This is a genomic window from Fimbriimonas sp. LA-C6, assembly GCF_055398105.1.
Genome location: NZ_AP038796.1, coordinates 3,362,460 through 3,383,768, shown reverse-complemented (window position 1 = coordinate 3,383,768; position 21,309 = coordinate 3,362,460). Strand labels below are relative to the sequence as shown.

General features: G+C 54.3%; 17 protein-coding genes. 9 read left to right on the top strand and 8 right to left on the bottom strand.

What is annotated here, in order from left to right:
* Positions 1 to 9: 9 nt before the first annotated feature.
* Positions 10 to 1,131 (bottom strand): SecDF P1 head subdomain-containing protein, encoded by a 1,122-nt coding sequence (locus tag ACZ51B_RS15605; RefSeq protein ID WP_464294267.1) that lies wholly within the window; start codon positions 1,129 to 1,131, stop codon positions 10 to 12.
* Positions 1,132 to 1,356: 225 nt separating this feature from the next.
* Here ACZ51B_RS15605 and ACZ51B_RS15600 point away from each other — a divergent pair, with 225 nt between their 5' ends.
* Positions 1,357 to 1,758, top strand: coding sequence for a hypothetical protein (locus ACZ51B_RS15600; protein ID WP_464294266.1), 402 nt, complete (start codon positions 1,357 to 1,359; stop codon positions 1,756 to 1,758).
* 276 nt (positions 1,759 to 2,034) lie between these two features.
* Here the strand turns inward: ACZ51B_RS15600 and ACZ51B_RS15595 are convergent, their stop codons facing one another.
* Both ACZ51B_RS15595 and ACZ51B_RS15590 read right to left on the bottom strand, forming a co-directional pair.
* Complete coding sequence (locus tag ACZ51B_RS15595) at positions 2,035 to 3,723, bottom strand: putative ABC exporter domain-containing protein (RefSeq protein ID WP_464294265.1); 1,689 nt, start codon at positions 3,721 to 3,723, stop codon at positions 2,035 to 2,037.
* Positions 3,723 to 4,442, bottom strand: coding sequence for an ABC transporter ATP-binding protein (locus ACZ51B_RS15590; RefSeq protein ID WP_464294264.1), 720 nt, complete (start codon positions 4,440 to 4,442; stop codon positions 3,723 to 3,725). The genes ACZ51B_RS15595 and ACZ51B_RS15590 overlap by 1 nt, the downstream gene beginning before the upstream one ends.
* A gap of 146 nt (positions 4,443 to 4,588) precedes the next feature.
* On the opposite strand from ACZ51B_RS15590, the gene ACZ51B_RS15585 reads away from it, so the two are divergent.
* The 6 genes from ACZ51B_RS15585 to ACZ51B_RS15560 all read left to right on the top strand — a co-directional run bounded on the left by ACZ51B_RS15585 (position 4,589) and on the right by ACZ51B_RS15560 (position 10,209).
* Positions 4,589 to 5,554 (top strand): AAA family ATPase, encoded by a 966-nt coding sequence (locus ACZ51B_RS15585; protein ID WP_464294263.1) that lies wholly within the window; start codon positions 4,589 to 4,591, stop codon positions 5,552 to 5,554.
* Between the two features lie 50 nt (positions 5,555 to 5,604).
* Positions 5,605 to 6,438 carry a peptidylprolyl isomerase gene (locus tag ACZ51B_RS15580; RefSeq protein ID WP_464294262.1) on the top strand — a complete coding sequence of 278 codons (834 nt, stop codon included), beginning with the start codon at positions 5,605 to 5,607 and terminating at the stop codon, positions 6,436 to 6,438.
* A gap of 197 nt (positions 6,439 to 6,635) precedes the next feature.
* Positions 6,636 to 7,553 carry a hypothetical protein gene (locus tag ACZ51B_RS15575; protein ID WP_464294261.1) on the top strand — a complete coding sequence of 306 codons (918 nt, stop codon included), beginning with the start codon at positions 6,636 to 6,638 and terminating at the stop codon, positions 7,551 to 7,553.
* Positions 7,554 to 7,574: 21 nt separating this feature from the next.
* Complete coding sequence (locus ACZ51B_RS15570; protein ID WP_464294260.1) at positions 7,575 to 8,198, top strand: histidine phosphatase family protein; 624 nt, start codon at positions 7,575 to 7,577, stop codon at positions 8,196 to 8,198.
* The gene (lnt, locus tag ACZ51B_RS15565; RefSeq protein WP_464294259.1) at positions 8,195 to 9,652 is read left to right on the top strand and encodes an apolipoprotein N-acyltransferase; all 1,458 of its coding nucleotides are present in this window, start codon (positions 8,195 to 8,197) and stop codon (positions 9,650 to 9,652) included. The genes ACZ51B_RS15570 and lnt overlap by 4 nt, the downstream gene beginning before the upstream one ends.
* Positions 9,649 to 10,209, top strand: a complete 561-nt coding sequence (locus tag ACZ51B_RS15560) for a hypothetical protein (protein ID WP_464294258.1) — start codon at positions 9,649 to 9,651, stop codon at positions 10,207 to 10,209. Before lnt ends, ACZ51B_RS15560 begins: the two co-directional genes overlap by 4 nt.
* Before the next feature lies 1 nt (position 10,210).
* Here ACZ51B_RS15560 and ACZ51B_RS15555 read toward each other — a convergent pair whose 3' ends face one another.
* From ACZ51B_RS15555 to ACZ51B_RS15540, 4 genes are all read right to left on the bottom strand, one after another.
* Positions 10,211 to 11,407 carry a hypothetical protein gene (locus ACZ51B_RS15555; protein WP_464294257.1) on the bottom strand — a complete coding sequence of 399 codons (1,197 nt, stop codon included), beginning with the start codon at positions 11,405 to 11,407 and terminating at the stop codon, positions 10,211 to 10,213.
* 987 nt (positions 11,408 to 12,394) lie between these two features.
* Positions 12,395 to 14,947 (bottom strand): hypothetical protein, encoded by a 2,553-nt coding sequence (locus tag ACZ51B_RS15550; protein ID WP_464294256.1) that lies wholly within the window; start codon positions 14,945 to 14,947, stop codon positions 12,395 to 12,397.
* 1,548 nt (positions 14,948 to 16,495) lie between these two features.
* Positions 16,496 to 16,675, bottom strand: coding sequence for a hypothetical protein (locus tag ACZ51B_RS15545; RefSeq protein WP_464294255.1), 180 nt, complete (start codon positions 16,673 to 16,675; stop codon positions 16,496 to 16,498).
* A gap of 8 nt (positions 16,676 to 16,683) precedes the next feature.
* Positions 16,684 to 17,430 (bottom strand): prepilin-type N-terminal cleavage/methylation domain-containing protein, encoded by a 747-nt coding sequence (locus ACZ51B_RS15540; RefSeq protein ID WP_464294254.1) that lies wholly within the window; start codon positions 17,428 to 17,430, stop codon positions 16,684 to 16,686.
* Between the two features lie 135 nt (positions 17,431 to 17,565).
* Between ACZ51B_RS15540 and ACZ51B_RS15535 the strand changes: the two genes are divergently transcribed.
* On the top strand, positions 17,566 to 18,534 hold the full coding sequence (locus ACZ51B_RS15535; protein ID WP_464294253.1) for a bifunctional helix-turn-helix transcriptional regulator/GNAT family N-acetyltransferase: 969 nt from the start codon (positions 17,566 to 17,568) through the stop codon (positions 18,532 to 18,534).
* Positions 18,518 to 19,201, top strand: a complete 684-nt coding sequence (locus ACZ51B_RS15530; RefSeq protein ID WP_464294252.1) for a GNAT family N-acetyltransferase — start codon at positions 18,518 to 18,520, stop codon at positions 19,199 to 19,201. The genes ACZ51B_RS15535 and ACZ51B_RS15530 overlap by 17 nt, the downstream gene beginning before the upstream one ends.
* A gap of 56 nt (positions 19,202 to 19,257) precedes the next feature.
* On the opposite strand, the gene ACZ51B_RS15525 is transcribed toward ACZ51B_RS15530, so the two are convergent.
* Positions 19,258 to 21,198: a methyl-accepting chemotaxis protein gene (locus tag ACZ51B_RS15525; RefSeq protein ID WP_464294251.1), complete on the bottom strand. Its 1,941-nt coding sequence runs from the start codon at positions 21,196 to 21,198 to the stop codon at positions 19,258 to 19,260.
* Positions 21,199 to 21,309 lie beyond the last annotated feature (111 nt).

Genomic DNA, 21,309 nt, shown 5'->3' with positions numbered 1-21,309 from the left:
TTATTTGCCTTACTTCGAATTCGCTTTAATTTTATCCACCATATCTTTCACAAGAGTCTCATCAGGCAACGGCCCAATAGTAACTTCACCCTGTGAAAGAGCATGCTGAATGTGAGGTGCTCCAATAGCAATTCCATCCGCAACGATGAGCAACTGATCACCAATTCGCTTCTTACTGTACTGCCAAAGACGCTTACGCCCTTCGTCATTAAGCGATATCGTCAAATTGTTGAGCTTCTTTCCATCATTGGTCGTGAAGCTGCGGTAGCTCGCATTCGTAATGAAGTTCTCGTTCACCACAATCGTAGCACTCTTCAAAATCCTCTCAGGAGCAACCGTCCGATTCTTCGCGGTCTTCTCCGAGATAGCACTCTCAAGCGAAGCCTTAATATTCTCACGCAGTTTCGGGTTCTTAAACACCGCCTGAGCCTCAGTCGCGTAGTAACCCGATCGAATCGTGTTATTCACGTTCGCATTGTCCGCGTAAGACGCCTCAACCTTCTTAATCATCGCAGGCTTATAAGGCTCCATCACCTCACCCGTCACCGGAGTCACCTTCCCGTTGATATTCACCTGAATCGTCACAGGTGAAACGATAATAATGCCGTCCTCAAGAGACTTCACATTGAGAGTCCGATAAGGAGTCCCATCAAGCTTCATGTTGAGATCATCCTCAAGCTTCTTCAAAAGCACCGGATCTCCAGCAATCGCCTTCTGAATCTCAGCCTTCTTCCAATAAACGCGCTCGGGTGGCCAGTTGTCATTCTCCTGCATCCCGTTCAGCCGCATCACAAACTCGCCAAGAGCCTTGGAATCACCCTTCAAAGTCTCCAAAAGCTCCTTCATTGGAATGCGCCGCTTAATGGCACCATCCGTCGCACCACCGCCACTAGACTCCTTAGCACCAAACCCACCCTGAGTCTCAACAAGCTGAGCAATGTCGTTGGCCACAATGATCCGGAAGTCACTCCCAAGGTTCACTCCAACAAAATTAACCTTCCCAGGAGTGATAAGAGGAAACGTCTCCCCCATGATCATAGCGTCGGTGATCTTGCCATAAGCAAAATAACCACCACCTGTAATGAGTGCAAATCCAATGCATATCTTAGTAGAGCTGCGAATCTTTTTCATGACTGCCTACGAGACCAAACATCCACCAAGGAAGAAAGGTTCGCGAAACTAACAAGAGCTAGCCGCAAAAAGTGTACCGCTCCCACCCAAAAGACGAAAAACACCCCTGCTTTGGTTTTAAAACACCCCACCAAACTCAAACCCAAGCTCTAAATAGCGATGAACATCAGCAGATACGAACCTTCCTAAACGAAAAGCTAGACAACGCAACTCTCAAAAATATAGATGAAGCTCAAACCCATCCCGGCAACCCTCTCTCCCCCAAGTTCTCCGGAACTTGGGGGAGAGAGCCGGAGTGAGGGGGCAAAACCTACCAAACACCATGCCATTTCCAATCCAAACGCAAACCAGGCATCTCCTAAACTGAACCACTCTCCCTCTCAGCCCCGAATGGGGCGCTCCGTCAGAGCGAAGGACAAGCGAACGCGCAGTCCTGGTAACCAGCCCATCACCAACCCCAAGTGCTATAAGCACGCTCCCATCCCCGTCCGAAGCATCCCGAATGGGATACCAGAAAGTAGCGGTGGCGTCGAAGACCCACCGATAGCTCCCACCAAAAACCGCACCCCGAAAGGGTGCCAGAAGCCACCAACCCTCAACGAAACCCAACCCCTCCGAGAGGTCTGAAAGACCGGCATACCCTCAGCCCAGCGGCGTAAGCCCTGGGGAAAGCCTCACCAAGGAATCGAGGGCTGAAAGCCCGGCATACGCAAAACCCTAACCGTCCCTTCCTCAACTCCCCCAGCCCCGAACGGGGCGCTCCGTCAGAGCGAAGGACGCAGTCCTGGTAACCAAACCTAAAGGAACGCTCCCCATCCCGTCCAAGACATCCCAAACGGGCTGCCACCAGCCACAACATTCCCGGTAACTACTGAAGACGCTTGCAAATCCGCGACAAAACACCTATTCGTTCGGGTTAAAGCCGGCGTATAAGTTGCCTGTCAGGGTAGAGATGATCAGACAGATGCCGCTCGCGATTGCCACCGCAGGCAGAGTCGCCGTCAGCGGATTCCAGTTCCCCATCGCGACGGGCACCACAAATGCCACCACGATCGGTCCACCAAAGATTGCGATCCCTAAGAGGGTCATCAGGCCGCGAAAACCACGCTGAGTTGGGTCGTCGAGGTCCGGAAACAGCACGACCACCAGCAAGACCACCGCCGTGATGACCACGGCGAGGAACGGAATCAGAATCAGACTCGCCAACGCAAAGTTCCACAAAGATGGCTTAAGAACCACGGCCGTAAGCGAACCGGCAGCTCCTACTAAGGTCGGCAAAACCGCCTTCGCGACAACCTCCCACAAAACGGTTGCCGTCGGCGAGAACGGTAACGGCTTTTGGAAGTCGACCCGACGAAGCAACTCAATAAACCCGCTCTGCGCGCTCGACGTACAAAGCGTGAAAAGAACAAATCCTTGGAGGCTAATGAGAATGATTCCCCCGCTGTTTTCCTCAGGTAAATCGTGAGTCGAGTACAGCAACGCAGCAATCATGCTACACAGGAAAGCTCCCATCATTAAGTAGATGGTCAAGCTGCCCCGAGCCTGAAGCAAGAGCTCCTTATAAATCAAACTGGATGCACCCTTGAACTTCCAAGAGGAGATGGTGCGGGAGAGCTTGCCAGCCTTCAGTTTCCCTTTCCGAGCGCGTTCGGCAAGAATCCCATAGGTATCGCCACGCCTCTGAAGATCTCGTAGGTTCACACTGTCGAACCCACGGGCGGCAGCCTGGTCGTACATCCAGTCTGCCTGGCTCATTGCCACTTTCAAAGAAACGCCAATCATGGTGAACAGACCCAACCCGCCAAGAATCGAGTAGATCCAATTCCCTGAGAGTGGACCCATCACAAAGGCGGTCGCTGCAGTTGCCGGCAAGAAGACGGCACGGACGAGCCCGCTGTGGAGAATAGACTCCAAAGTCACGAGCGTCGGAGCTTCTCGGAGTCGAATCGCCGAGTAGACCGCCACAACTAACATCATGCTCAGGAGGGTTCCAATGATGTAGAGCCGGTTTCGGTCACTCTTGAGATCGCTTCGGTTGACAAACAAACTAGCCGCATAACCGAGAAGCACCCAAGCAAGGGTCATCAAAAGATAAGCGACTTTAATGGCGTTCGCCGCATACTGCCCGGTCTCGGGGAAGTTCGCAAAGAACAACTGAACCCCAGCTGTAGTGCCCCGCCATCCAATGATTGCAAACATCAGTGGTGCCAAAAGCGTCACACAGTAGTCCCGAAAGATCCGGAAAACCAAAACCATCTTGGGGTTGATCGGTGTTGGAAAAAGGACATCCACATCGGCGGGTTTGAAGGACCCACGGTAGCTCAACACACCCGACATGAGCATAATTGAGACCACTGCCAACAATCCAAATACCACGGCGTCCAAAGTGCCCTGTCCAGGCAGATTCATTCGCTGGACTGGAAAGTCGCTCGGCATTGGCGCCCGCTGACGCCCTTCAAACGGACGAATGAACGCGAACACATAATAGGCCACAAACACGACCAGACTGATGAGCCGCCGCACGTTGGTCAGCGCGCGCTTCACGCCGTTGTAAAAACTTCGAACAAACAGAAAGAGGAGTGCGTTCATTACTCTGCCGTCAGCTTTAGGAACACATTTTCGAGGCTCTCGCCCTCTTGGCCGCTCATCTGCTGTAGCTCGGCCAAGGTGCCTTCTGCGATCTTTTTTCCTCGCCGGAGGATAATCACTCGGTCACACAGTTTCTCAGCTGTATCCAGAAGGTGGGTGCTAATAAAGATGGAAGCCCCTTCCCCACGAGCCCTTAGAATCTCGTTCTTCAGCTCCTTGGCCCCTTCGGGATCAATGCCGATCAGCGGCTCATCGAACAGCATCACGTTCGCGTTGTGAACCAGCGCGCAGGCTACGGAGAGCTTCTGCCGCATGCCCTTGCTGAGGGTCGCAACCAGTTCGTCCTTCTTCTCCAGCAGGTCGTACCTTTCCAGTAGCTCAACGCGCTTGGCCTCATAGATGTGTGGCGTGTCAAAGCACATCGCCACAAATTTGAGATGCTCGTCCACGGTGAGAAGCTCATAGAGGGATGGAACTTCTGGCACGAACGCAAGGCCAGCCTTGGCTTTTGCCTGATCACGGATGTTGTCAAAACCATTGATCAGGACCTGCCCGCCCGTCTGTCGTAGGATGCCCGCAATGCACCGAAAAGCTGTCGTCTTTCCGGCTCCGTTCGGCCCGAGGAGTCCCACGATTTCACCGGGGTTGATCGTAAAACTGAGATCGTCCACAGCGCGATGGCGCTTGTATTCTTTGCTAAGGTTCGTTACTTGCAGCATGAAGTTAACACCCGTAGCTTACAAGTCTTCACCCCAACTTCGCTCGTTTACGGACTAAAAGATGGAAGGTGGCAGTTATTCGTTTGGCCAGACTGAGAAACTAGCCTCACCAGCACAACGTTCCAATACAAATCACAACCCTGTCAATGGTAACCTCAGCGTTCATGAGCGTCGCTTCGATTTCGCAGTCCATTCGAGCTGAAGTTTCCAAAGCCATCTCGGGTCAGGAAAAAACGCTAGAGCAGGCCCTCGTTGCGATTCTCGCAAACGGTCACGTCCTCCTAGAAGGTGTGCCCGGAGTCGCCAAAACCCTCCTCGTGCGATCCCTTTCCAAAACAATGGATCTGCAATACGGGCGTGTCCAGTTCACCCCGGACCTAATGCCAAGCGACGTCATCGGAACCAACGTCTTCGATCCTCGATCTGGCGAGTTCAAGCTCCGCAAGGGCCCCGTGTTCGTCAACGTCCTGCTCGCAGACGAAATCAACCGAACGCCGCCCAAAACCCAGGCCGCACTGCTGGAAGCGATGGAAGAGCGGCACGTGACGATTGACGGCGAGCCACATCTGCTCCCACCACCCTTCCTGGTGTTTGCTACCCAAAACCCAATTGATTTCGAGGGTACTTATCCGCTTCCTGAGGCCCAGCAAGACCGTTTCCTCCTCAAAGTTATCGTCGATTACCCAGCAGCAGATGCGGAACGAAACGTTCTGAAGCGTCACCACGGCGGCTTCCGACCTCAAGACCTCGATGAAGCAGGCATCCAACCGGTGGTCACCCTCGAGGGCCTCAAAGAGATGCAGCAGGAAGTCCAAAATCAGACGGTTGAGGACAAGGTGTTCGACTACATCATGGAGATCGTCCGCTCCACCCGCTCAGCGCAGGATATCGCCGTCGGCGCATCTCCCCGCGCAGGCATTGCACTCCTCAACTGCGCCAAAGCCATCTCGGCGCTCCGAGGACGAGACTTCGTCATTCCAGACGACGTCAAAGAGCTCGCCTTGCCAGTTCTCCGCCACCGTGTTCTCCTCCGCCCCGAAGCAGAAATTGAGGGCTTGACGGTTGACCAAGTGCTGGATGGTCTCCTAAGCGCCCAGGTCGTACCGAGATAATCTGAAGTTTCGCGAGAACTTCACCCACTAACGGACGTCAAAATAAGACCATGTCTTTGACGTCCGTTTTCCTTTCGATCACCATCGCCCTTCAGGGGCCAGGACTCGCTGCCCCGCAAAAGCCAGCGCCAGACAAGGTCTTAGCAATTGTCAACGGCGTACCCATCAAGGCCTCCGAAATCGAGCCCTATCTCTGGGATTGGAAGGCCGCCGAAGTCACACGGGACCTGATCGACGCCAAGCTCATCGAAGCAGAAGCTGCCAAGAAGAACGTCAAGATCACCGACCAAGAGCTCGACGCCTTTACCAAGACTCGACTGGATGCATTCAAAGCCACCCTTCCGAAAGACAAAACCCTTGAAGACACCCTCAAGGAGCAAGGGGTCTCCATGGGTCGAGTCCGAATGGGTATGCGCGAGCAGCTTCTCGTCGACAAGATCCTTGAGATGGACTTCGCACCGGCCAACTTCATCAACATCTCGGCAATCACCTTCCGCATCAAGAGCGCTGCAGCCGCAGACGTTTCCGCAGCCCTCAAACGCGCAGAGACAGCCTATGCTCAGCTCAAAAAAGGCGACAGTTGGGAAAAGGTGCTTCGTCTCAACGAAACCGAACAGAACATCATCGACTCCAAAGGCATGATCGGCTGGGTCACCTACGATCAGTTCCCCAAGGTCGCCGCAGATGAACTGAAGAACCTCAAAGCTTTCGAATTCTCCAAGCCCGTTCAGACCCCAGTAGGTATTCAAATCTTCAAAGTCAACATCCAGGGCAAAGCAGGAAGCGCCAACGATATCGCTGAACTAAGAAGCCGATATATCGCTGGACAAAGAGGTCAGGTTCTCGTCCGACTTCGAAAAGAAGCAAAAATCGAGAAACCCTGAGACTCTTTTGACGTCAAAGATAATAAGGTTGAAGCAAGAACCCATACTGGTCCTCGCTTCAACCTTGCCAGTTTAGGCGACTGGTAAAATACAGTTTGGAGGCACCATTGGACGGTGGAAACGGAGGTCGGAGCATGGAGGCTCCCTCCAATTCAAACTTTCGATTCCTCCCTGCCTCCTAGTCCGTCCTAACCTTCGTGGCGAAAACGCTGCTCATCTCTGATCCATCACACACTTGGCGCGAGTGGCTGAAGCAACATCGCGGTAAGGCCGATTTGTTGTGCCTGGATCCGAACGATCCCAACGTCGGAACACCCGGTCAGTTCACGCTGCTTCGAGGTGGAAAAGCGGTATGGACTCGGTTCTATGGCAGCCTCGATGCCCAGCGTTACCCCCACGTGACGCTAGCGGCACTCGCGCAGGCTCTCCCTCTAATGGAAGAAGACGCCTGTGTTCAACTCTTCGCCTACCGTCCCGTCCCACTCCTGAGGCATATCGTAAGCCTCGTCGCCCAGGTTCTGATGCCCGACCGCATCCTGGTGGCATCCGGCACGGAGCTAGAACTCAACGGCTTCCCAGTAGGTCCAGAGGAAATCGAACTTGAAAAGGCGTTTCCAGCCATGGTGCAGCAAGCCCAACGCAAAGCCCAATGGATGAAGCTCCTAGAAAACTGCGAATCACACACGGTTCCGCTAGACCGAATCTCAATTGAAGGAGCAAGAATCGGTAGCGGTCACCGACTCTCTCCAGCGGAGATCGCAAACATCGGCCTCGAAGGCGTGAAGTATGCCGAGCGCACGGGAGGCACCCTGTTCGTCGTCTCCGACGCAGACAATGACGAAGGCCTCGTCGCCAGAGCCCTCGACATCACCGGTACCACCCGAGCCGCTCTCAACAGCGCCTCCTCCTTCAACAATCTTCTCTGCTCTTTCAGCTCCCAAGAAGGCGAAGACTTTGGCATGGGAACCGTCCAAAGCGTCGATTGGGAATCTGCCACGCTCCACGCCCAATGCACCGCGGTTGCGCCCGCCCCAGTCCGAATCCTCCGACTCGGCGCCCTCCGAATAGACCCCGCAGGCAATGAACTCGGAGAAGTGAGACCGTGGCAACTCTAACCGCACAGGTATAAGAACAAGATGCGTGTCTTCTTAGTCCGGCACGGACAAACCGCCTGGAACATCCAAGGAAGAGCCCAAGGGCACACCGACACGCCCCTCAACCAGACCGGCCTTGAGCAGGCAATCCAAGTTGGGCAAGCCTTCGACGGCATCCCTATCGACCGAATCTACTCCAGCGACCTGACCCGTGCCGTCCAGACTGCGGAACCCATCTCGCAAGTTACGGGTGTCCCCATCATCCAAAGAGCCGATCTAAGAGAACGAGGGTTCGGCCAATGGGAAGGCATGCTCTTCGATGAGTTCGCCAAGATCGTCGAAGAAAAGTCCACGCTCCAAAACGTCTCCAAACTCACCATTCGGCCGCCAAACGGCGAGTCGTTTGTAGACGTGTGGGCCAGAACCCTCCCCTTCGTGGAGCAACTGTTCGAGTCGGAAGATGACACCGTCATCGTGTCCCACGGTGGCTCCATCGGCGTGCTGCTCGCACAACTCATGCGCGGCAACCTCGACTCCATCCGCTCTTTCCGCTTCCCCAACACCTCCGTAACCGAACTAGAAAAGCGAGCCGACGGCAATTTCCTCCTGGTTCGGTACGCCGATGACAGCCACACCCGACTCGTACGTCGCCAGGAAGTACCTTGATTCCAACCCGACTTAAAGCTGCATGGCCCTGCATCGCCAGTGCTGCTCTCCTGCTACTCGCTTACCACCCGTTCCATCTTTCGCTACTGCTCTTCGTGGCCCTAGCCCCCCTGCTAGCCGCCCTCAAAGACTGTTCGCCACGCGGAGCCTGGAAGCGCGGCTACCTCTTCGGGCTTCTTTACGCCGCAGGCCAACTCTATTGGCTCGGCACGCTCACGGCCAAGTGGACAGGCAGCGTAGTACTCGGACTGCTCCCTTGGGTCATCGCCTCCGCACTGATGGCGGTCTACTTCGGCCTGTTCGCCCTCATCTGCCGAATCTGCTGGCAGCGGAACTGGCTCATCCTCATCCCCGTAGCTTGGTCCGGAATCGAAGTTTTCCGATCCTATATCCCAGTGCTCGCCTTCCCCTACGGACTGGTCGCCACCCCACTCTGGCCTTACACCCCGCTGATCCAAACAGCATTTGCCGGAACCATTTACCTCGTCTCCGCCTGGGTAGTCCTCGCAAACGTGCTAGCAGCCGGATGGCTCAGGAATGAGGAGCGCCCGCGATTGCGCCCCTTGGTGACCGCTTTCATCGGATGCCTCGCCCTATCCCTGCTGCTCCTCAGCACAACGCAGGAGACGCAAACCAGGTCCATCACCATCGGCCAACCTGGCGTAGACATGGCCTACACCCAGCCCGAAGTTGCCGAACTGAAACTCAAGGCAAGCATCGAACAGATCCTCGAACGATCCCATAAAACCAACGCGGATCTCACCGTATTCCCCGAGGGTGTCTCCAGGATCTCAAGCACCGTCGCCCCCATCACCGAGTTCAAGATCCCTAAGAACACCCCAGTCGTGTTCGGCGCACAACGCGGCCAAAGCCCGTCCTATCAATCCGCATTCGGATTCGACGGCAAGTGGACCCACGCCGACAAAACCAGACTCGTGATCTTCGGCGAGTTCGTCCCTGCCCGCGACCTTTTCCCCTTCCTGAAAGACGCCTTCCGCCTCCCAGGTGGCGACCTTTCAGCAGGCGATCAGGTCTCGTCAATCGAAGTCAACAAAATCGAAGTCGGCCCCGTCATCTGCTTCGAAGCCCTCTTCCCCGATATCGCCTACCGCCAAGCCCGGAACCACGCCCAGCTTCTCACCGTCATGAGCATCGACGACTGGTACATGGGCACCGGCGCCCCCGACCAACTCCGAGCTGGCTCCATCTGGCGGGCCGTCGAAACAGGTATTCCCGTCGTTCGCGCCGCCTCCACCGGCTACTCATTAGCCGTGGATGGCAAGGGTCACGTCCTAGCAGAAGCCCCCCTCGGCAAGCCCTTCGCCCTTTCCGTCAACGTCCCGATCGCCGATGCTCCGTGGGAACCCTGGTGGCTTCCGATCTACCCAATCCTGTCACTTTGTTCCTTAGTTGCTATTCCTTGGTGGTCAAAAAGGACACAATCAAAGAAGTGAGTGAAAACCGACCAGATCGATTGAAGATTGGAGACGAAATTAACGGCACGATTGTGAAAGCAATCGGCGGTCGGCGATTCTTGATCAAAAGCAGCGAAGCCCCCAGCGGATGGAAAGTGGAACTCCATGCCCGCAAACCCGAGGAGATCGAACTGGGCAGCCACACCACCTTCTGGGTGGCCAAACTCAACTCCATCAAGTTCGAAATGCTCGTGCGCGATGGCGACCACGGCCGTCTTCCCATCAGCGAGGCCATGCAGACCCGATACCGCGCAGGAATCAAAGCCCTCCTCGGCGAAGGCGAACTAGATGGCGATGCCCTTGCAGATGTCCGCTCCATGGTGCAGCGATGCATCAAGCAAGACCAAGCAGACTGGCTCACGGTCTACCAACTCCTCGGAGATCCAAGCCACCGCGAACTGCAAATCTTGGAAGAGAACTTCCAGCGGCTTAGAACAGCCCGCAAAGAAACCCCAGAGAAAATGGACGAACTGCTGGCCGCCTTCCGAGAACAGTTCGGCGACCAGCTGAGACACGTCCTAGCCGAGCTAGGCTAAATCACTTGGGATCCAACGGGATCCCAGTGATGTCCACCGTCTTGCTTCTGTTTCCCTGGAAGACGAACTTCGAGATCTTAGCGGGATTGATGTAGACCGTCACGAACAGCTCCGTCGGCGTGCTCGTGCTCATACCTCCCATCACGGAACGGTAAGGTTGCATCGCCGGGTTGTAGCCCGTGTTATGAGACCGAGAGTACATCTCCTGCATCGACTTCTGATACTGGGCCAGCGTCGCGGGGTTGCCGTCCTTGTCCGCAAACTGATAGGGGGTACCGTCTGGGCCAGCAGCTTGAAGCGACACATAAGAGCTATTCGCAGCCTTCAGCACTCGTTTAAGCCGAACCGTCCACGTAGCAGGACCACCGGGAACCGTCACAGGCATCCCATAGTTTCTTCCCAAGTCTGTCCCTTTCTTAATAGATGCGACCGTATAAGTGACTCCCCCGAAGGTCGCACTGGCACCGACTTTACAGTCGATGGTCACCTTCTCCATAATGGGATCCGCGCGAAGAAGGTGCAATGTTGTCGTCTTAGCACCCGCTTCCTCAATCGCAACACGCCCCTCGTATCGATAATACGGTTTCCCAGACTCCACCATCCGGGACTCCTGAAAATTCAAGCTCATGTAACCGCCGCCCGAATAACTGCTCCCCGCAGACTGAACATTCAAGCTCGCCTGCGAACCCATCCGGCCACCCGCCATCTGAGTCAACTTCGCCACAACCAGCCGATTCTTCTTTCCATAAGAGATCGTAAAGTTCGAAGCCCCTTGCTTGGATACGCTGTCCTTTATCTTGGTGGCAAGATCATCATTCGACCGCCCATCCAGATCCCAACAGGTGATGCTGTCTTCGCTGAACTTGCAAACCCCTTCGACCTCAACCGATGAGCCATCAACCTTGTAGGAGCGTTCCGTGTGCTCTTCTGCAGGAGGCATCTGAGGCGTAGGCATCGGCGGCGGCACCCTCCCAGGAACACCAACACTCGAAGGTTCCGGAGGCCGAGTGCGCTTGATCTTAGTGACTCCAGGAACCGGAACCCGAGAACTCGAAGGCCCCTCCTGAAGAGAGCTATTCACAGGATGCTCCGGCGGCTTGCTATCCACCACGACCTTCGAACTCGGATCCGATTTACAGCCCCCCACAACCACCCAAGCCAAAACTCCCAATCCCACAGAAAAAGACCGATCACGCATATCGACATAATAACGTGTCACCCTGGCGATACGTTGCGTGCAAATCTCACCGAACCCACCTCCCACCCCCTTTGTGGATATCTTCGAAACACCGCACGAGAACTTTGCACCGAGTGACCAAGCGCCTACGACAAATCCGCAAATCAACCCAACCACAACCTCAACAACCCACATCCGGTAGCTCTGAAGGAGCGACCGATATCAGCCCAGGCCGAAGCAAAGCACAGGCCTGGTAAAGCGTAGCCTTAAAACCAGGGGTGGGGTGCGGCGAATGCAGCACCAGGGCCGGGACCATAGCTGTCCCTTCCTCATCAAGACAACCCACCAACTTTAAACTCAGGTCACGACAAATCCGTAGCCCCGAATGGGGCGCTCCCCTCGAGCGAAGGACGCAGTCCTGGTAACCAAATCACCACAAACCCGAAGTGCTGTAGGCACGCTCCCCAACTCAATAAACCCACCAACAACGTCCGAAAGCCCTGAAGGGGCGACCTACATCAGCCCAGGTCGAAGCGAAGCGCAGGCCTGGGTAAGCGAAGCTTTAAACCAAGGGCGGGGTGCGGCGAATGCAGCACCAGGGCGGGGACCATCACTGTCCCTTCCTTATCAAGACAACCCACCAATCCAACCACCAACTTTAAACTCAGGTCGCAATAACCACCAAAGCAAATCCCAAGCCCCGAACGGGGCGCTCCGTCCCAGCGAAGGACGCAGTCCTGGTACCAACACGCTCCCCAACACCCCCCAACCCACGTCCGAAAGCCCTGAAGGGGCGACCTGCATCAGCCCGGGCCGAAGCAAAGCGCAGGCCTGGGAAAGCGAAGCTTAAAATCAAGGGTGGAGTGCGGCGAATGCAGCACCAGGGCGGGAACCATCACTGTCCCTTCCTCACAATCCACAACTCCTAAAGATCCAAAGAACACAACCCTCTCTCGCCCAAGTTCTCTGGAAGGCCGCCCGATCACTCGATCGGGCGGCGCAACCACCTCAATCACTCGACCGAGAATATCGGCGAGCAATATCAAGAGACCTTGGCAAAATCGTCGTGTAAACAATCATCAACGACCGCCCAACGTTCGTGATAGGACGTCTAGGACCGATGAAGATATTCCCCAGAATAGGAATCCCTTCCAGCCCATAAATCCTCCACTGCGGATCCCCCAAAGCCGTAGTCTCCACAGCAAACGTCGACAACTTAAACAGGTCGAACGCATTCACCGCAACGTCCGTGATCGTCTCGTGGTAACTCACCAAGCTCAACGGGTCAGGACGTGGATTCGTAGAACCCACATTGGCAGTGCTAGTCGCCGCCCGGACATTGATCTGTATCCGAGCTGCATCACTCCCTGGCAAAACAGTCGGCCGAATAGCCAAAGAAAGACCAGGTGAAACACTCGTAAAGGTCGGCGTATAAGCCGGAGCCCCGTTCGCCAAGGCAGTCAGCCCCTTCAACAGCGAAGCAAAGCCCTCTGCCGAAGTCCCACTCACTCCCGCGCCAATACCCAACAGAGTCGTCAAGTTCGCACTCGTCAATACCTGCTGAGGTGTAAACGGTAGGTAATGAGTCTCTTCACCGCCCGAAGAAGCCCCCTGCTCGCTCGTAACAGCAACCCCAACGTTGCCAGTCAGAACTAGCCCAGTCTTCATCCCACGATTGTTCGACTGAATCCACTCCTTCAGCGGCTCAATCACGCCTGCCTCGATATCCCGCGAGAACGTCTCCGCAGCATTCTTGATCAAAATGTCCACGTTCGTGCCCAACATCGTCAGGGCCTCAGGATCAACAGGCCGCACTGCCTTGGGTGCAACAACGCCAGCAACCTTATCATCAATCGCCTTTTGAGCTTTCTTCTCATCGTCAGTAACCTTCTTCAGTTCGGTCTTAAACGCATCCAGTTGCTTAGCAATATCCGCGTCCGTTGCAAGAGTGGTCGCAAGTGCCAGCGACAGATTCTTTGCAAGGTAAGCACGAGACTTCTTATCCTGCCGCTTCAGCGCCATGATGTCTTCCTCGTACTTCATCTCCTTTTCATGCTTCTTGTTCCGCTCAGACAATTTCTCCTCTCTTCGCTTCTTCCAGTCGCTGATCAACTCAGAGGTAGTCGTCTTCTCTAACAAACTCTCAAGCTCTTGGATCTCCAAATCGAGACGCTGGATCCTCTCTCGGATCTCCTTCACAGCAGACTCCGCCTTCTTCAGCTCATCAGGAATCAAACTTTCCCAACCCGGCCCATTCACCTCCAAAATCCGCTGACGCAAGGCAACAATCGAAGCCTGCGACATCGTGTAGAGTTCCTTGTAGTGGTCCACAGAATCCTGGAGACGCACCCGCTGAGCCGCATACTCCGCCATCCGCTCCTTAGAAGCAACAGCAGATTCCCCAGGCAACTCCATCTGGGGCCGACTGTACTCGTACATAAAGTCGAGCAACGCCCGAAGATCAGCATCCTGATCAGAAGAAGCAAGAAGCCCGTTAAACAAAGGAAAAGGACCACTCGTTTGCTGACCATCGTGGTACCCGCTCTTAAAAGCGCGAGACATCAAACTGCTACACAGTTCTAGCAGCCTTCGCGAAACCTCAAGTCCTCGATCAATATCAGCAACATTCGCTGGAGCTCCAAGCGCCTGGCGATGGCCAGGCGTCAAAGGCCTTAACTCCTCAAGCCGACGCACCTTCTCCTTAAGCTGTACGATCATGCTTTGAAGAAGCCTCTTTGCAGACCCATTCTCCACCGACTGCTGGAAGGAGCTACTCCCTCCCCGGAACTGTCCATAGTCGCTCAACGCCAAATAGGCCAGGGAATCCACAAACGGTTTAACCCTGCGCTGCCCAGAGCTGAGCGATTCATAGTCCCCATCCGCATAGAAATCTTTCGATCCCAAAAGATGGAATTTCCCAAACAAGTCGGTGATCTTTTCCTCTCGATCCTTGCCACCCAGCGAATGCGACTGCTTACCCTCAGCCACAAAGTGAGCAAAATCATTCGCATAAGCACGCATAAACTCACGGGTCAGATTGATTCCAGCCTCAGCCAACTCAACCGAGTCGATCATCCCCGCGTCGTACCCCCTCGCCGTTCCCTGGAAAGCAAGCACATTCAATTTGACTTGAGCAAAGGGCACATCAATCCACTTGGCAAGGATCGTCTTAATGCGCCGAACACGCTCCTTCGGCCCCACGATCACAAGCGTGTTCGAATGCGCCGTAACCGACACATCCTCATAAATGCTTCCCAGCATCGTTGAAAGCGGATCGGGATTGGCTGCAGCAGTAGCAGCAGCAGGAGTCGCGGGATCCTTCTTTACATAAGGCGGAACATCCCCGTGTCGATACGTCAACGTCCAGTGAGAAACAACGTACTCATCATCCTTCACATGAGGATCCGCTTTGATGATAAACGTCTTCTTCTTGTCATCTGCACGAATCCCACCAAACAAACCCGACTTCAGCCTCAGCGAAGATTTCGCAGTGCTGGAATATCCATAGCCAGATGCGGACAAAAGAACTAAAACGCCCGCATACAGTAATGTCTTTTTCAAAGTTTTTCCCCCAACACAAACTAACAGAACACACCAGAAACACCAAGTATCTTTTGCAACTGTTAATGATCAAGCATCCGCTTCAAAAGATAAATAGGTACCCACTCACCTTTATCGAAGAGCTATACATAAAACGGGGAACACCAGGCGAATCTAACAGCACACATGAAAAACTCAGAAAATCGACTCAAGCCAAAACATGAAGATCAAACCAAACGCTTGCGAACGGACTGATCATCCAGTCTCAAAGTCGGCCAACCCTCGATCCCAGACCAGAGAACAAGCGATCTATATGACTTAAAGGACGAGACGCCATGAACAATACACTTACGAGGAAACCATAAAAAAGGAAGCACCCACAGACACCGTCCGACTAGCCAACCAACTCCACAAGCGATGTCCGCAAAACCTTAAGCTATGGGCAAGGTAATGCGGAACCAACACTTACGTAGAAACGAAATCCCCCTTCCCTCAAATCTCCCCAACCCCGAACGGAGCGCTCCGTCCAAGCGAAGGACAAGCGAACGCGCAGTCCTGGTCACCTACCACGACCAAACCCCAACTGCTGAAAGCACGCTCCCCATCCCCTCCGAAGCATCCCTGACACCCAGCACCAACAGCGTCCGAAAGCCCTGAAGGGGCGACCTACATCAGCCCGGGCCGAAACAAAGCGCAGGCCTGGAATACTCTCCCAAATACAACCCCACAAACCACGTCCGGTAGCTCTGAAGGAGCGACCTATATAAGCCCAGGTCGAAGCGAAGCGCAGGCCTGGGAAAGCGAAGCTTAAAACCAGGGGTGGGGTGCTGCGAATGCAGCACTTGGGCGGGAACGAGACTGTCCCTTCCATCATAAAGACAATCCATCAACTTTGAACTCAGGTCACGACCAATCCGTAGCCCCAAACGGGGCGCTCCGTCCCAGCGTAAGACAAGCAAAGGCGCAGTCCTGGTACCAAAACTGCAAGCACGCTCCCCAACTCAATAAACCTACCAACAACGTCCGAAAGCCCTGAAGGGGCGACCTACATCACCCCGGCCGAAACAAAGCGCAGACCGGGAATACTCTCCCAAATACAACCGGGCGGGGACCATCACCGTCGCTCTTTACGAACACAACCCCACCAACAACGTCCAAAAGCCCTGAAGGGGCGACCTATATCAGCCCAGGCCGAAGCAAAGCGCAGGCCTGGTAAAGCGCAGCTTTAAAACAGGGGCGGGGTGCGGCGAATGCAGCACCAGGGTGGGGACCATCACTGTCCCTTCCTTATCAAGACAACCCACCAATCCAATCACCAACTCCACAAACCACATCCGAAAGCCCTGAAGAGTCGAAATCTAAAAGCAGAGCAGGCCCAGGAAACCGCATCTCTAGAACTGGGGCAACACCAGTGCAAGAACGAAACAGTCCCGTCTCTCGAGCATCAAATCAGCCGCACCGTACCAGCAAGGCCGAAGACCAAGTAACAAACCATCCCCAACCCTCATAAGAGGGCAAAAAGAAGCCCTGGTCAAAGCACCAGGGCGCAAACGAAACAAACCAAGCCGACTAAGGCTCCGTCTTCACCCCATCCTTATGCCCCCGCGCACTAGGATGAATCTGCTTCGTCACAGGCTGAATCGTGCCCGACTCCTGGGGCCCGCCACGAAGCAACACAAACGCAAGGAGTCCCAGCGACAAAACCACAACCCCCACAACCAATACAATCTTAGAATTCTCCGTCTTCATAGAAAAAACTACTCGTTCGAAGGAAGGTTGTCGATGTTGTGCATGCCCGTGTTGGTCACGTCCGTCACCTGCTTGGTCTTATCCAAAGTTTGCTCAAACCGATACCAGCGAGCATGCCCATCGGTAAAGGCGTAGTTGTTCCCCTTTGTATGCCGACCCACGTTCAAAGGATCAGGAATCTGTGTATCGCTGTCCGCATCACCAATCTGATAACCAGACCCATCAAGGAACCCACGCTCCCAATTGTTGTCCGGCGCAGATGCCCAAGGGTGATAGTCAAAGAACGCAATCCCAGCATGCCGCTCGCCCAAAATGATCTGCTCAGCAGGCCTCGAGAATGACCCCATCACCACACCGTGCGCAAAAAATCCGTTGATCAAGTAGTCCGTCCGATAAGTCTTCCAATCGTTCAAAGTCACCGGATAAGGGAAAAGCGTCGGCGTGTCATTGCAAGATGGATCGTGAAACACACCATCGTTCTTGATGTAAGGCTGCAGAGGCTTGTACCAAGTGTAAAGGTCCGCAATCGTCTCTGGCGGCTCCAAATCATGGTGAGTCCGGCAAGTCCGGTCGTCATTGTCACTGGCGTACATGATGATCGACGTGACAATCTGCTTCTGGTTAGAAAGGTCAACCGTCTTCTTCGCAGCCTCCTTCGCCTGAGCGAAAACAGGGAAAAGAATAGCCGCTAAGATCGCGATGATCGCAATCACGACGAGAAGTTCAATGAGAGTAAAGGCTCGAGATTTGGACATATCAGTGCTCTGAAACATCATACACCAAGATACCCCTAGGGGGTTAATGTATATCACCGGTTCTTAATAAAATTCATACACCACACAAACCGATGAACCTGTGTATATTTATAAAGACATTACGTAAGGGCTTACATGAAAGACACTCTTCGAAACGCTGGCAGTCTGGCCCTGGCATCCCGCTGTAGGAGGCTCTTTGAACGACTGTTCCAAGACACCACCACCATCTACAAAACCACGGGCGTGGATTTCAAACCAACCTGGTTCCCCATCTTTCTGGCGCTCAAACAACAAGAACCGCTCGCCATGTCGCAACTCGCCGATCAACTCGGAGTCACCCACGTGGCCATCAACCTCACCGTCAAAGAACTGACAAGCCACGGCCTAGTCAAAGCCCACACCTCCGCCAGCGACAAACGCGTACGCAAAATTGAACTCACCGAGACCGGAAGAAACCTTCTCGAAAAGGCAGAAAAGGTCTGGCCCCTATGCCGTGTCGCAATCAATGAGGCAATCCAAGAAGCTCAAGCCGACATCATCCGGGACCTCGACCGACTCGAAGACGCCCTCGACCGCAAATCCTTCCTAAACCGCTTCCGAGACCAGTGGACAGACGGAATCGAAATCATCCCCTACAACCCCAGCCTCGCCGAGCACTTCTACACAATCAACGCAGCCTGGATCGAAACCTACTTCGTCATGGAAGAACCAGACCGCAAAGCCCTCAAAAACCCACAAGAAAAGATCCTGGCGCCCGGCGGCACCATCATCTTCGCCCGAGACCGAATCACAGGCGAGATCCTCGGCACCTGCGCTCTCATCCGACAAGAGGACAAATTCGAACTAGCCAAGATGGGAGTCCTCGAAGCCGCACGTGGACGCGGAATCGGAACAAAACTTGGGGTGGCAATCCTCAAACATGCCGCCTCACTAGGAGCCACACAGGTCTATCTAGAAACCAACTCCGGCCTCCAAACCGCCATCAACCTATACCGCAAGCTCGGTTTCGTCCAAACCCCACACCCCTTCCCTTCTGAATACGCACGCGCCGACGTGTACATGATTGCCGACCTCAAAGAGCTCCCCTATGAACGCACTCGATAACATCTTTTGGAACGCATTCTCTGGTGACCAAGCAAGATTCGCCACCGGAACCACCGAGGCCCTCAGATACGCCCCTGGAATCTCACCCATCCTCGCGTTTCGAACTCCACAAGACCCTAACTTTGACGGAATCGACCTCTTCATCGAGCAAGGTGAAGAACTCTACACATCAGGCTGGGACGGTCCGGTGCCAGAAGGCTGGGAACTAACCACAGACTCTCACATGACCCTCATGAAGCACAAGGGACTACCCGTTGAACCAGTTCCAAGCCAAGATATCCTGGGACTCCAACCAGAACATGCAGCTGCTGCTCTAGAGCTTGCACTCCTCACAAAGCCAGGCCCATTCGGCATCCGCACACCAGAGCTAGGAGACTACTTTGGCATCTTCGACGAGGGACGACTCATCGCAATGGCCGGTGAACGCTCCCAATCAGGCCAATACCGAGAGATCAGCGGCATCTGTACCCACCCCGACTACACCGGCCGTGGATACGCGACACGCCTCACAAAGCACCTCATCGCACTGCAACTTTCAAGGGGCCAAACATCATTCCTTCATGTGAAGTCAGACAACCAGATCGCCCGCAAGATGTACGAGAAGCTCGGCTTCGAGGAGCACATAACAGTCCCAATGCGAGTCATTCGACGAGCCCTCCCCCAATAAACGACGAAGACCCTGTGAAGTCAAACGCTTCACAGGGTCCCAATCAGCAGAGCTCTTTAGGCTGCCAATCTAACGGGAGACTCGTCACTACCAATGTCGAACTTAGCGACAAGCCCGCTCAAAGTAGAACCGGTGGTGAATAGCTTCACAGCAATGTCCCCAACTTGCTCAATCGTCGCGCTCAACTCCTGAGTGCCCGCCGCAGACTCCTCGCTGATAGCGGCTACATTCGTGATAGCAGTACTAACCCGGATGAATCCCTCGTTCATGTCCCTCGCAGCGCCAAGACAAGACTCCGATGAATCACCGACCTCACGTAGGCCAACCACGGCCTGCTCGGTCAGTTTTGCGACCTCAACCGCACGAGACGCAACGTCGTTCGACGCCGCAAGAATCTCCTGAAGAGCACCACCTGCAAGAGCACTGCGCGATGCACCCTGCTCCACAGCATCACTCGTCCCCTCAATCGAAACAACCGTCCTGTTCACAGTGTCCGTCACGTCATTGATGAGCTGAGAAATCTCCTGAGTAGAACGGGATGCCTGCTCAGCAAGCTTCCGAACCTCATCCGCAACCACCGCAAAACCTCGTCCGGCCTCACCAGCCCGAGCAGCTTCAATAGCCGCATTCAAAGCCAGCAAGTTGGTCTGATCAGCAATCGTGTTGATGCTCTGAACGATATCTCCAATCTTCTTACCCTTCTCATCAAGCTCTCGAACCTGCGATGCAGAGAAAGCAACCTTCGTGCGAACCTCGTCCATCGCTTCGATCGTTTGCCGAACCGCATCATTTCCGCGACCGGCTGCGCTGGCCATTTCCTGAGCAGCATCCGACACACCGCTGATGCCCGATCCAGCTTCCTCAAGCGCAAGAGTCGCATTCGTTACCTGCACAGTCTGTTGCTCACTCAGCGCCTTCACACTGTCAACCTGAGCAGACAACTCCTCAACAGTCGCCGCAGAATCAGTCGCCTCAATCGCAAGCTTCTCACTGCCACCGGCGATTTCAGCAGAAGCCCCGGCGCTCTGCTCAGCCGACTGAGCCAAAAACTGGCTTCCCGATGCCACCGATACCGATGCAGTCTTGATCTCAGAAACAATCTTGATCAGCGACTCTCGAGCATAGTTATAAGACCCAATCGACTCCTGAACCAAACCTAATGTCCGATTAAAAGTCGCCGCCATCGCACCGAGCTCGTCGCGAGAGGTGTAGGTCGCTGGAGTCGTAACAGCAACGACATCAAGCGTTAAGTTTGCTTCGGCAAGGCCGTTAAGAGAAGTACACAGATCGCTCAGACAGTGATTTGTAAGAGAGTCCAATCGATTAGAAACTTCAGCAACAGGCACCACGATCATGCGAGTGATCGCAAAACCAAACCCGATTCCAATCAAGATAGCGAATCCGGCCGTAATGAGAATGTATAAACGAGACGAAGCCACAGTAGCCTCCGCCTTCTTTCCAGTGGCAGCGCCAAACTTCTCGTTGAAGTCCGTCATCTTTCGGAGGGCCGGCTTGAGCTCCTTTGCAGCGATAGGCGCGAGCTCGTTGAGAGCAACCTTAAACGACTCCTCCTGGGTGCCATTCAACATACGGTCTTTAGAGTTTTTCCAAGCGTCCCCGTAGTGCTTCCAAGCAGCAGACAACTCCTTATAGTTGGCCTCGTCGGTGCTGTTAGAAAGAAACTTGCCGTACTCCTCAATAGCCTTCGTGCCATCTTCGAAGCTAGCTTCAAGCTCGTTCGCGGTAGCAATAGCCTTCTCCCCCTTCAAACCAGTGATCTTGTAAGCTGAAGTTCGAATCTGACCGCTATCATACTGAAGCCGATTAAGCGCTAATACACCTGCGAGACAATCGTCAGTGAGCGCTTTAATATTGCCGCGGAGTTGCGTCACACAAAACAATCCAATCCCGGCAACAACATTGGTTAGTACAAGCCCCAATCCGAACCCAATTGCGAGCTTCCTAGCCAACTTCAAATTCTTAAACCACGTTTTCATCTTAGTTCTTCCCTAATTCGCGATGTCGCGCCACCATGCCCTCACCGCCACGATATACAATGAATTTCGGAAGAACTAGCACGTGATCTGTATATGTTTTTTCCTATTTTG